Raw genomic sequence first — 12,132 nt, forward strand, 5'->3', positions numbered from 1 at the left:
AAACCTATGCAGTACCCGTCGCGCCCCAGAGTGCTTTGCGTCGATGATGAGATCCGCTCGCTGGAAACGCTGGAGCGAACCCTCGACGAAGAGTTTGATGTGCTCACCGCTACCAGTACGGAAGCGGCGCTCAGGCTGCTCGAGGAGAATAGCATCCAGGCGGTGCTGTGCGATCAGCGTATGCCGGGCCAGACCGGCGTCGAGTTCCTGATCGAGGTGCGCGAGCGCTGGCCGCAGACCGCGCGATTGATACTTTCCGGCTATACCGACTCTGAAGATATTATCCGCGGACTTAACGAGGCGGGAATTTTCCAGTATCTGACCAAACCCTGGCATCCAGATCACCTGCTGCTGACGCTGCAGAACGCCTGTCGAATGGTGGAGCTGCAATCGGAAAATGATCTGCTCGCTACCGAGATGCGTCTGACCACGCCTCAGGTCGAGGACCAGGTTGAAGCCAAGAAGCAGCGCCTGCGTCAGCGCTTCGATTTCAGCGAAATTCTGCGCTCCAGCGATAGCCCGCTGAATCAGCTCTGTAACCAGGTCGCCCAGGTAGCGCCGTTCGATATCTCCGTGCTGGTAACCGGTCCCTCCGGCAGCGGCAAGGAACTGTTCGCCCGGGCGCTGCATTACAACAGCCTGAGAGCCGACAAGCCGTTCGTGGTGGAAAACTGCGGCGCCATGCCGGACGAGCTGCTGGCGTCGGAGCTTTTCGGACACCGCAAGGGCGCCTTTACCGGTGCAATCAGCGACCATGTGGGGCTGTTTGAGCAGGCCGACGGTGGCACTATCTTCCTCGACGAAATCGGCGAGATCTCGCCGGCATTTCAGGTCAAGCTGCTGCGCGTCTTGCAGGAGCGCGAGGTGCGCCGTGTGGGTGATAGCCAGCGCCGCCCGATCAATGTGCGTGTGATCGCTTCTACCAATCGCAGGCTTGAAGAGGAGGTCGCCGCCGGCCGCTTCCGTGAAGACCTTTATTACCGCCTGGCGGAAGTGACGCTTGAGCTGCCGGCGCTGGAGCAGCGCGCTCAGGATATCCCGCTGCTGGCTAACGCCTTTCTTGATCGTGCGGTGGAGGCGTTCGACAAACCGGTGGACGGTTTCAGCGATGAGGCGCTGGAGTGCCTGAGCGGTTACGCCTGGCCCGGTAACGTACGTCAGTTGCAGAACGAGGTGCGGCGCATGCTGGTGATGGCGAAAGAGCCGGTGCTTGGTGCCGACCTGATTCATCCGCGCGTGCTGCGCAGCTGTGTCGATGGCGAGCCGGCACCGCGTTTGGCGGATGTGGCGGACCTCAGCGGTACGCTGAAAGAGCGTGTCGAGCAGTTAGAAAAACAGATCCTGCGCGAGACCCTGATTCGCCACCGCTGGAACAAAAGCCGCGCCTCCCGCGAGCTTGGCCTGTCCCGCGTGGGGCTACGTGCGAAGATCGAACGCTATGAGCTGGATACCCAGTAATGCCGGCGCTGCGGCTCAGTGTCAGTGGTCAGGTGCAGGGCGTGGGATTTCGCCCCTTTGTGCACCGATTGGCCAGCTCGCTCAGTCTGGACGGTGAAGTCTGTAATACCGGCCAGGGGGTGAGAATCGACCTTCGGGGCAGCAGTGATGCGCTGTCCCGTTTTCAGCAGCGGCTGCGCGCCGAACTACCGCCGCTGGCACAGATCGATGGTATTGAAACTGAAGTATTCAATGGCGCCATCGGGCCGGGCTTTCGTATCGATGCCAGCGAGCGTGGCGAGTCTGCACTGAAGCTGCCGGTGACACTCGATGCCAATGTTTGTGCAGAGTGTCTGGATGAGCTCTTCGATCCCGCTAACCGTCGCTATCGCTACCCGTTTATCAACTGTACCCACTGCGGGCCGCGCTATTCGCTGATTCGGCAGCTGCCCTATGACCGCGCCAACACCAGCATGGCAGAGTTTCAGCAGTGTCCGGCTTGCCTTGACGAGTACAGCGATTCCCAGCATCGCCGCTTCCACGCTCAGCCCAACGCCTGTGCCGATTGCGGCCCTGAGCTTTGGGCTGAAAGCCCAGCAGGTGAACGGTTGGCGGGTGATCCGCTAAGCCTTGCAGTTGAGGCGCTGAAGCGCGGCGAGATTATCGCATTACGCGGTATGGGTGGTTTTCACCTGGCCTGTGATGCAGACAACGCAGAGGCGGTCGCAGAACTGCGCCGTCGTAAGCGTCGCCCGGGCAAACCCTTTGCGCTGATGGCGCTGAATCCCGCCTCGCTGGATGAGCTGGTTGAACTGACCGAACAGGGCGCGGAGCTGGTTCAGTCCACTGCGGCGCCGGTGGTATTACAACGCGTCAAAAAGCCGAGCCCGTTGCCTGAAAGTGTCGCGCCGGGCCTGGATCGCTTGGGCGTTATGCTGCCGCACAGTCCTCTGCACTGGTTGCTGTTCCATGAGTACGCAGATCGGCCTGAAGGCGTCGGCTGGCGAGATCAGCGGCATTCGCTACGGCTGGTGATGACCAGCGCTAACCTTAGTGGCGAGCCGCTGATTACGGCCAATGATGAAGCGCGTCATAAGTTGGCGGGGATCGCCGATCTGCTGGTGCTGCACAACCGTGAGATCGAACACCGCTGCGACGACTCGGTGGTGAATGCGATTTCGGCGCCGGCGGCGATGATCCGGCTGGGCCGCGGGTTGGCGCCAAAACGGGTGGCGCTGAAATCCGAGGGGCCTGCGGTGCTGGCGCTGGGCGCTTATCTGAAAAATACGCTCTGTCTGACACGGGGCGCCGATGCGTTTATCTCGCCCCATATCGGCGATCTGGATAACGCCGCTAACTGCCGTACCCTTGAGGCCAGCGTAAACGAGCTGCAGGCGCTGCTTGAGGTGAAGCCTGAATATATCGCCTGTGATCTTCATCCCGATTTCTATGCCAGTCGCCTGGCGCAAACTCTGGCGGAACAACTGGGTGTCCCGCTGCATCCGGTGCAGCATCATCACGCGCATATCGCCGCGGTGATGGCGGAGCATCGGCTCAGTGAGCCGGTGTTAGGCGTTGCCCTGGATGGCGTGGGTCTCGGTAGCGATGGCCAGTTGCGTGGCGGTGAGCTGTTGCGTGTGGATGCGGGAGGGTTTGCTCAACTCGGTGAGTTGGCCTCTATCGCTTTGCCGGGCGGTGACAAGGCGGCTCGCGAGCCCTGGCGCCTGGCCAGTGCGTTGTTTTATCGCTTGGGGCGCCCCGAGCTGATCGAGCAGCGCTTCGGCGATGATCCCGCAGCAGCGGGCGTGCGTCTGATGTTGGATAGAGGGCTGAACTGCCCGGCCACATCGAGTCTGGGGCGGTTATTTGATACCGCTGCGGGTGTGCTCGGGATCTGTCGGCAACAGAGCTTTGAAGCGGAGGCGCCGATGCTTCTCGAAGCGCTGGCGCGGAATGCAGATAGAACAGAGGTTGAAGCGGACCGCTCGCTGTTTGAGATCCGCGCCACCGGAGCGGGGCTGATACTGGATCTGATGCCGCTGCTGGCCTCACTAATCGATGAAGCCGATCCACAGCTTGGTGCGGCGCGCTTTCAGGCTACCCTGGTGCAGGCGTTGACTGAGTGGATCCAGCGATCCGCCCGGGAACAGGCGCTGGATATTGTGGCCTTGGGTGGCGGCTGTTTTCTGAATATCGCGCTGCGCGATCAGCTAAAAGGACGACTGGAAGCTGGAGGGCTAAGGGTGCTGATACCCACCCAGCTGCCAAGCAACGATGCCGCGATCAGCCTGGGTCAGGTCTGGGCAGTCAGAATGGGCCTGAGTGTTAAGGGCCGTATAACGAATAATGCAGTAGAAGAGGGTTAATCATGTGTCTGGCGATTCCGGTACGGATCGAAGCGTTGATCGATGCTGAGCGTGCGCTGGCCGATATCGGCGGGGTGCGCAAGGAGATCAATATCGCTCTGGTGGACGATCTGTCGGTGGGCGATTACGTGATCCTGCACGTGGGCTACGCCCTGAACAAGCTGGATCCTGAGGAAGCGGCGCGTACCCTGGCGCTGTTTGAGGAACTGGGTCAGCTGCAGGAGGCCTACGATGAAGCTCAGGCCGGGGAGGGCGGCGCATGAAATACGTCGATGAGTTTCGTGATGGCGAAAAAGCCCGGGCCCTGGCCGAGCAGATCCGCAAGGAGGCTGATCCGGCGCGGCGCTATCATCTGATGGAGTTCTGCGGCGGCCACACCCATGCGATCTTCCGCTACGGTATCCCCGGTCTATTGCCCGAGAATGTGCGCCTGATCCACGGCCCTGGCTGCCCGGTCTGTGTGCTGCCGATTGGTCGGCTGGATATGGCGATAGCGCTGGCGCGTCGCCCTGAAGTGATCCTCTGTACCTACGGAGATATGCTGCGTGTGCCGGGCTCCGGTCGTGAAAGCCTGATGAAGGTGCGCGCGGAAGGCACCGATGTGCGCATGCTCTACTCACCGGCGGACGCACTGAAGATTGCCCAGCAGAACCCGGATAAAGAGGTGGTGTTCTTCGCCATCGGGTTTGAAACCACCACACCGCCCACGGCGCTGGTGATCGATCAGGCGGCGAAGCTGGGTCTGAAGAATTTCTCGGTGTTCTGTAATCACGTGCTTACGCCGGCCGCGATGCACGCGATTTTGAATACGCCGGAGGCGGATAGCGGCGCACTGGAGCTGGATGGCTTTATCGGGCCGGCTCACGTCAGCACGGTGATCGGCTCTGCGCCCTATGAACCTTTCCCGCAGCAGTATAAGCGTCCGGTGGTGATCGCTGGCTTCGAGCCGCTGGATGTGCTGCAGGCTATCCTGATGCTGATCCGCCAGCTCAATGATGGCCGCTGTGAAGTAGAGAACGAATTCATCCGCGCAGTCAGCCGCGAGGGCAACCTGAAGGCACAGGCGGCGGTGAGCCGGGTGCTTGAGCTTCGCGCCAGCTTTGAGTGGCGCGGTCTGGGTGCTATCCCGGAAAGCGCGCTTCAGATCCGCAGTGAATATGCCGAATTCGATGCCGAAAAACGCTTTGGCGTAGAGCAACTTCACGGTCGTGAGAACAAGGCCTGTGAGTGCCCGTCAATTCTGCGCGGGGTGAAAAATCCCCGTGACTGCGTGCTCTTCGGCGACCCCTGTACACCGGATAATCCGCTGGGCTCCTGCATGGTCTCCTCCGAGGGCGCCTGCGCCGCCTATTACAGTTATGGGCGTTTCAGTGAGGGCCGGATTCCGGCCGAGGAGCTGCGCGCATGAGTCGTCTGAATATCGCCAAGGGCCGCGTTGAAATGGTCCACGGCAGTGGCGGTCGCGCCATGGCGGAACTGATCGAGCAGCTGTTTGCCCAGGCGTTCGATAATGAATGGCTGGCGCAGGGCAACGATCAGGCCCAGTTTACGCTGCCACCGGGGCGGGTGGTGATGGCTACCGACAGCCATGTGGTATCGCCGCTGTTCTTTCCGGGGGGCGATATCGGTGCGCTCTCTGTGCATGGCACCATCAATGATGTCGCCATGTCCGGGGCTAAGCCCTGCTATCTCTCGGCAGGCTTTATCCTGGAAGAGGGTTTTCCGCTGGCCGACCTCAAACGCATCGTCGATTCCATGGCTGCGGCCTCGAAAGAGGCCGGGGTGCCGATCGTTACCGGCGATACCAAGGTGGTTGAGCGCGGCAAGGGCGATGGTGTCTTTATCAGCACCACCGGTATCGGTGTGGTGCCGGAAGGGTTGCAGCTTTCCGGTGATCAGGCTAAGCCCGGTGATGCGATTTTGTTATCCGGCTCCATTGGCGATCACGGTGTGACGATTCTGTCGCTGCGGGAAAGCCTGGGCTTTGAGGCGGATATCCGTTCCGATTCCCAGGCGCTGCATTCCCTGGTTGCTGCCATGGTTGAGTGTGTGCCCGAGATCCGCTGCATGCGCGATCCCACCCGAGGAGGTTTGGCCAATACGCTGAATGAGATGGCGCAGCAGTCCGGTGTGGGTATGCAGCTGATGGAAAGCAGGATTCCGGTACGGGAGCCGGTGCGCGCGGCCTGCGAATTCCTCGGCCTGGATCCGCTCTATGTGGCCAACGAGGGCAAGCTGATCGCTATCTGCCCGCAGGAGAGGGCCGAAGAATTATTGGCGGCGATGCGCGCCCACCCCCAGGGTCAGGACGCGGCGATCATCGGCAATGTGGTGGAAGACTCCTATCACTTCGTGCAGATGGAGACGGTGTTTGGCGGCAGCCGCATGGTCGACTGGCTCAACGGTGAGCAGCTGCCGCGGATCTGCTAAGCGTTCAAATAGCTGTATAGGAGGATGCTGCCGAAACCGATGACGATCATCGTCGGTGCGTAGAAGCGGTTCATCCTCAGCAGCGTCAAAGCGCTGATGCCATAACGGGATTGCAGACTGATCTGTACGCCGGAGAAGGGCGAGAGGCCAACACCGATCGACCAGCTCAGCAGCAGGGTGATCCCCAGCAGGTTGGGGTCATCCACGCTGGGCATCAGAATACTTCCCGCTAATACCGCGCTGGTGACCGGGTGCATCCCGATCATCGCCAGTGCAATCAATACGGCCAAAGTGACGCAGGCTGCCAGTGGGCCAAAGTGCTCCGGCGCCAGGCGGATATCCAAGGATAGCAGCAGGGCGCCGATGCCGGCTGCCAGCACGGCTGCGGCCACAAACAGCGTCACCTCACCGCCCAGCCGCGGTAGACCCAGCTGCACATGTTTGGCCAGTATCGCCGGGCTTCGAGCACCGGTTTTTACTGGTAGCCAGAGCAGGGTAAAAAGCAGTGATAGCAGGGTTACCAGCGTAATGACCGATACGTCGGGCCAGAGTTTATGGGCGATCATCACCAGTACCGCCAGCAACATCGGAATCCAAAGAGCTCCCAGGTGTAGCGGGTAGCCCGGCGTGCTGCTCGCGTCTGGATGGCGGGATATCTGCCAGCTGGTCAGCAGCAGTCCTGACAGTGCCACCGGAATACCGTAGGCCACCAGCGTTGTCAGGCTGGCGCCCGGTGCGCTGATCAAAATAACGCCCATGGCGGCGAAAAACGGCGACCAGACCGCGCAGTTGCTGAAACCGCGCAGCAGAATCAGCCCCTGCAGCGAAGTCAACGGACGGTTGGCGCTGAGGCGGTCACCCAGGATCATCACCGAGGACATGTTGATCACCGAGCCGATTAAGTGGCCACCGAACAGGGTACCGTTCAGCGCCCGCGTACCGGGAGGTAACTGGTCATCGGTTTCCAGTCCGCTCAGTGTCACCAGGCGCAGGAAACTCACCGCCACCAGCATGCTGATGATCATCTGGTTGGCTTCGAGTGCCTTGAGCAGATATGAACTCGTGCCATCCCCGATCACCTGGCTAAGGGCCAAACAGATCAGACCGATCGCCAACAACACCAGGCGTTGAATCATCTGCCCGCGCTGTTGGCGGCCAAGCAGCAGAAACAGCGCTACCCAGGCAGGAATTCCAGCCAGATAGCCGGGAATCTCCGCGCTGAAGGCGGCCAGAATACTGAGTGGAATAATGGTCAGTAGAACGATGCCGGGAAGCAGTGAATCTAACTTGGCTGGAGTCTGGTTAGTAGCGGTGTTCATCAGAGCAGTGCGGTTCCTTGCAGCCGGGTTGGCGTTTGCAGGTATAAACGCCAAAAAGCTATACAACCTATCCCTTGGCGAACGGGTTGGCAACGCTGAAACAGCGGGTTGCGGCGAAAGCGGAGAAGGAGCGAGGCCGCCGCCAGGGCGACCTCCTGGTGTTCAGTCGGCCCAGCGAGCGGCGATTTCGCGGATCCCGGGTTCCAGACCATCCAGCAAGGCAACCAGTTCCGGGTCGAAGTGTTTGCCGCTCTGTTCCCTGATATGGGACAGGGCGTCGTCGAGGCTCCAGGCTTTCTTGTAGGGGCGCTCGCTGGTGAGTGCATCAAGCACATCGGCAATGGCCACTATGCGACCCTCGATCGGTATATCACTGCCGCTCAAGCCATAGGGGTAGCCGCTGCCATCCCATTTCTCGTGGTGTGTCAGGGCCACGGTGCGCGCCATGCGGATCAGGCGGGCGTTTGAGTCGCCCAGAATTTCTGCGCCAATGAGCGGGTGACGTTTCATCTCATCGAACTCTTCCTCCGTCAGGCGACCGGGCTTCAACAGGATATGGTCGGGGATGCCGATCTTGCCGATATCGTGCATGGGCGCGACCTGCAGCAGAACATCGGAGGTCTCTTCGTTGTAGCCCGCAGCGATGGCGATCATTCGCGCATAATGGCTCATGCGCATGACGTGCATGCCGGTCTCGTTATCCTTGTACTCCGCGGCGCGGCCCAGGCGCTCGATGAGCTGGCGGTGTGACTGGGTCACCGTTTCAGCCTGCACCAGAGACAGGTGGGTGCGAACCCGTGCCTGCAGTACGGCGGGCACCAGGGGCTTATTGATGAAATCCACGGCGCCTAGCTCGAAGCCACGGGCTTCATCGACGCTGTCTTTCAGAGCGGTCACGAAAATAACCGGTATATCTTTGGTTTCCGGCGAGCTTTTAAGGGTGCTGCATACCTCGTAACCGGTCATGCCGGGCATCATCACATCCAGCAGTACCAGATCAGGCTGCTCTTTGAGTGTCAGCTCGATGGCGGATTCGCCATCACGGGCGAAAAGCAGTCGGTAATCATCGTTAAGGAGTTGCCGTAATACGCGCAGGTTGGCCGGTTCGTCATCGACTACCAGGATGCATTGACGAGGGGTTCCGGTTTTCATGCTGGGGTCTCCTCTGAGGTGCCCGTTATCTGGTGTAAGAGTACGCTGGCGCGTCGGAAGTCGAAATCCTCCAGGGCTTGGACCAGTTCTGCAACAGTCGGGCGCCATTTGTCCGGGCAGTGAGTCTGCATCTGATCGATGATCTCATCATCTATTTCGCCGTGTTCACAGAGTTTCTGTGCCTGGGTGATCGCTTCCGCAAACACCTTGTCACAGCGCTCACTCTGGGTGCTTTGCTCGTCGGTTTCTGGCTGGTTGGCTTCCAGTTCGGCAAGCTCCGATTTGGCGCGCTCAATTAGCGCGCCCAGCTCCGATACCAGGACCTGGCAGCCTTTGCTGTCGTGCGTCGTGGCACAGCTTTCCAGCTGCCTGAATTGACGCGCCATGCGCGCCATGGCGAGGTTGCCGCTGACACCAGAGGCCGCATGAGCAAGCTGGCAAAGTTGATCGAAATCGCTGCTTGAAAGCGCCTCAAGCAGGGATTTCTCATGTTTTTTATCAAGGAACAGTTTCAGCTGTTCGATGTAGCGCGTCTCGTCGCCCCAGAGTTCCAGGGCTCGGTCCAGGCTGATCAGGCGTCTTGAAGTGGGCCTTGCAGTGATGTGTGTGACCGGTGCTGTGACGCCGGTAATGACACGGGCGATTTCCGCTTTCAGGTTATCCGGTTCCACCGGCTTTTGCGCAAAGCCGTTCATGCCGGCTTCACGGGCCGCCTGTTTATCCGCCTCAAGGACGCTCGCGGTGAGCGCTATAATGGGCAGCGCCGGCAAGCCTTCTTTCGCCTCCTTTTCACGGATCTGACGTGCAGCCGTCAAACCATCCATTTTCGGCATCTGCACATCCATCAGGACCAGGTCGAATTTTTTCGCATTAATCTGTTCCAGTGCTTCGAGCCCATCTCTGGCGCGGGTTATGTCGTGCCCATCGCGACCAAGTACGACCTCCAGCAGCTCCAGGTTCTGGGCGATATCATCGGCGATAAGAATGCTTAGCTTAGGCAGGGATAGATCGGATTTGGCGGATTTGACTGCCACTTTCTGTGGCTTGGTGCCGGGTTTTAACGGCAGGGTTACCCGGAACGCCGTGCCTTTGCCTTCCTCGCTGCGGACGCTGATATCGCCGCCCATCAGTTCCACCAGCTGTTTGCTGATGGTGGTGCCTAAACCGGTACCGCCAAAACGGCGGCTCATGGATGCATCGGCCTGGGTGAAGGGCTCGAAAATAGACTCGACCGCCTGGGCGGACATACCGATACCTGTGTCCACCACATGAAACTCGATCTCGCCCTGGTCGTTGCGAAGTACGTTCAACTCTACTGAACCGCTCTCGGTAAACTTGATCGCGTTGCCAAGCAGGTTGGTCAGTACCTGGCGAATGCGGTCCGGAGCTCCCTGAACATAATCTCCGAGAGAGGGTTCCAGAGAGAGCTTCAGGTCCAGACCTTTCTTGCGCGCCGTCAGCCAGTAAGTCGATACGAGGCTGTCGAGCAGCTCATGCAGCGAGAAGTCGATCACATCCAGTGTTAGCTTGCCGCGCTCGAGCTTGGCACTATCGAGGATATCGTTCAGCAGATAAAGCAGTGAGCGAGCCGCGTTAGAGATCGAGTCTATGTAGCGCTTCTGCTCGGGTTCCAGCTTGCCTTCGCGCATCACGTCACTGAAACCGATGATCGCATTCATCGGCGTGCGAATCTCGTGGCTCATATTCGCCAGGAATGCGGCTTTAGCCTGGGCCGCATCCTCGGCGGCCTGCTTCGAATGGCGCAGCTCATCCTCCATCTGCCGGCGTTCGGTAATATCCAGCAGCACCCCGTCGATCCATTTGGCGTGACCGTCGATAAATTCGAAATCACCGCTGTCGAGCACCCAGCGCTGGCTGCCGTCACGGTGGCGGATACGGTATTCCACGGAGTAGCTGCTGCGGTTTTGGATGGCATCGCTGACGGTGCGTTCACAAAGCTCCATATCATCTTCGTAGATGAGTTGAGCCATATGCTTGCGACCCTCGATGAACTCCTCTGGCGGCCAGCCTGTCAGCTCTTCGACTGCATCGCTGATAAACATCATGGTCCAGGGGTTGTCGGTGAGGCAGCGAAAGGCGATGCCGGGCATATTGCCGAGCAGAGTGCGGAACTGATGCTCGCTCTCGCGCAGTGCACTTTGCATGCGACGCTGTTCGCTGATGTCGGTAATAAAGCCAACGAACAAGGGTGGCTGACCGTCCAGTTCCACTTCGCCAACACCCAGGCGGATGGGGATCAGGTGGCCATCGCGGTGTTGCGCCATCACTTCGCGACCGGAGCCTATAATCTTGGCGTCCTTTGATCTCAGATAGTTGCTGAGGTAGCCGTCATGGGCTTCCTTGTAGGGGGCTGGCATCAGCAGGCTGACATTTTTGCCTGCGACTTCGTCGATTTTCCAGCCAAGCATCTGCTCTGCGGCGGGGTTCATCGACTCGATAAGGCCTTTGCTGTCGATGGTGATAATCCCGTCCACAGCGGTTTCCAGCACCGCTTCAAGTCGGTGCTTGCGTATCTCATTTTCGACACGGAGTTGTTTGTAGCGAACCAGGGTATTTGTTGTGATCACCGTCGTAATGATGCTGAGCGTTCCGATGGCGATCAGCATGGCGAATACCGGGTGAGCAACCAGAGTTGAATCGACGACCGGAGCGTCGGCGTAGAAGGTGACGGCTCCCATGCCTACATAGTGCATGCTGGCGATGGCACTTCCCATGATGCAGCCCCGAAGGATCACATCATGAAGCGGATGCTTCAGTATCGGTTGCTGTCGGCTGCCGAGCCAGATAGCGAAAATCGCCATGCTGGCGGCAACCAGTACAGACATGAGTACGCCGAACAGGTCATAAACCATTCGCGCGTCAACTTTCATCGCCATCATGCCGCTGTAATGCATGACACCGATACCTAACCCGAGCAACGTACCCGTGCTCAGAATGGTGGGGGCGCTATTGCGTTTAAAGGTCAGTAGCGAAAGCGATAGAAGTGAAGCGAAAAACACGGGAAGGGCAGAGAATACTGTGCCGGAAAAACTGTAGCCGACATCCATGGGCAACTCATAGGCAAGCATGCCGATGAAGTGCATTGACCAGGTGCCACCGCCAAGCGCGATGGAGCCGGCGATCACCTGAGTCACCTTCACTTTACGGCTGGCGTCTCTACGCGCGTTCTTCAGGCAATTCAATGCCAGTGTCGCCGCCAGCATGGCAATGAAGACGGAAAGAATGATCAGGGGTGATGAATATGAGCCGACAAGGGCCTGGAATCCCGCTGGAGGGGAGGAAAACATCTGGTGGAGATTCAAGGGCCAATGCCTGCAGGTTGAATAAACAAATCGAGTGAGGTGTACGCAACAGAAGACAGAGTAGATCTTCGTCAGAGGATAATATTCGAACAGTTCGACCGCACT

Annotated in this window: 8 protein-coding genes; 5 read left to right on the forward strand and 3 right to left on the reverse strand. The window is 59.3% G+C overall.

The window, feature by feature from the left end; translation table 11 throughout:
• Positions 1–6: 6 nt before the first annotated feature.
• The 5 genes from CLV83_RS01885 to hypE are packed head-to-tail and all read left to right on the forward strand — an operon-like array spanning position 7 to position 6,233.
• Positions 7–1,458 (forward strand): sigma-54-dependent transcriptional regulator, encoded by a 1,452-nt coding sequence (locus CLV83_RS01885; protein ID WP_132286725.1) that lies wholly within the window; start codon positions 7–9, stop codon positions 1,456–1,458.
• On the forward strand, positions 1,458–3,803 hold the full coding sequence (gene hypF, locus CLV83_RS01890) for a carbamoyltransferase HypF (RefSeq protein WP_207894679.1): 2,346 nt from the start codon (positions 1,458–1,460) through the stop codon (positions 3,801–3,803). The genes CLV83_RS01885 and hypF overlap by 1 nt, the downstream gene beginning before the upstream one ends.
• Positions 3,804–3,805: 2 nt before the next feature.
• On the forward strand, positions 3,806–4,066 hold the full coding sequence (locus tag CLV83_RS01895; protein WP_132286728.1) for a HypC/HybG/HupF family hydrogenase formation chaperone: 261 nt from the start codon (positions 3,806–3,808) through the stop codon (positions 4,064–4,066).
• Positions 4,063–5,211 carry a hydrogenase formation protein HypD gene (hypD, locus tag CLV83_RS01900; RefSeq protein WP_132286731.1) on the forward strand — a complete coding sequence of 383 codons (1,149 nt, stop codon included), beginning with the start codon at positions 4,063–4,065 and terminating at the stop codon, positions 5,209–5,211. Before CLV83_RS01895 ends, hypD begins: the two co-directional genes overlap by 4 nt.
• A complete protein-coding gene (gene hypE / locus CLV83_RS01905; RefSeq protein WP_132286734.1) occupies positions 5,208–6,233 on the forward strand; it encodes a hydrogenase expression/formation protein HypE in 1,026 nt (341 codons plus the stop codon). The genes hypD and hypE overlap by 4 nt, the downstream gene beginning before the upstream one ends.
• Here the strand turns inward: hypE and CLV83_RS01910 are convergent.
• From CLV83_RS01910 to CLV83_RS01920, 3 genes are all read right to left on the reverse strand, one after another.
• The gene (locus CLV83_RS01910) at positions 6,230–7,552 is read right to left on the reverse strand and encodes a hypothetical protein (protein WP_132286737.1); all 1,323 of its coding nucleotides are present in this window, start codon (positions 7,550–7,552) and stop codon (positions 6,230–6,232) included. The genes hypE and CLV83_RS01910 overlap by 4 nt on opposite strands.
• A 162-nt stretch (positions 7,553–7,714) precedes the next feature.
• Positions 7,715–8,704: a response regulator gene (locus CLV83_RS01915; protein WP_132286740.1), complete on the reverse strand. Its 990-nt coding sequence runs from the start codon at positions 8,702–8,704 to the stop codon at positions 7,715–7,717.
• The gene (locus CLV83_RS01920; RefSeq protein ID WP_132286743.1) at positions 8,701–12,012 is read right to left on the reverse strand and encodes a PAS domain S-box protein; all 3,312 of its coding nucleotides are present in this window, start codon (positions 12,010–12,012) and stop codon (positions 8,701–8,703) included. Before CLV83_RS01920 ends, CLV83_RS01915 begins: the two co-directional genes overlap by 4 nt.
• Between the last annotated feature and the right edge of the window lie 120 nt (positions 12,013–12,132).

This window comes from Marinobacterium mangrovicola (assembly GCF_004339595.1).
Lineage (GTDB): Bacteria > Pseudomonadota > Gammaproteobacteria > Pseudomonadales > Balneatricaceae > Marinobacterium_D > Marinobacterium_D mangrovicola.

Bases quoted from the DNA above. Each gene is read 5' to 3' on its own strand.
- hypF (WP_207894679.1), top strand. From the start codon at position 1,458: ATGCCGGCGCTGCGGCTCAGTGTCAGTGGTCAGGTGCAGGGCGTGGGA.
- CLV83_RS01915 (WP_132286740.1), bottom strand. From the start codon at position 8,704: ATGAAAACCGGAACCCCTCGTCAATGCATCCTGGTAGTCGATGACGAA.
- CLV83_RS01895 (WP_132286728.1), top strand. From the start codon at position 3,806: ATGTGTCTGGCGATTCCGGTACGGATCGAAGCGTTGATCGATGCTGAG.
- CLV83_RS01885 (WP_132286725.1), top strand. From the start codon at position 7: ATGCAGTACCCGTCGCGCCCCAGAGTGCTTTGCGTCGATGATGAGATC.
- hypD (WP_132286731.1), top strand. From the start codon at position 4,063: ATGAAATACGTCGATGAGTTTCGTGATGGCGAAAAAGCCCGGGCCCTG.
- CLV83_RS01920 (WP_132286743.1), bottom strand. From the start codon at position 12,012: ATGTTTTCCTCCCCTCCAGCGGGATTCCAGGCCCTTGTCGGCTCATAT.
- hypE (WP_132286734.1), top strand. From the start codon at position 5,208: ATGAGTCGTCTGAATATCGCCAAGGGCCGCGTTGAAATGGTCCACGGC.
- CLV83_RS01910 (WP_132286737.1), bottom strand. From the start codon at position 7,552: ATGAACACCGCTACTAACCAGACTCCAGCCAAGTTAGATTCACTGCTT.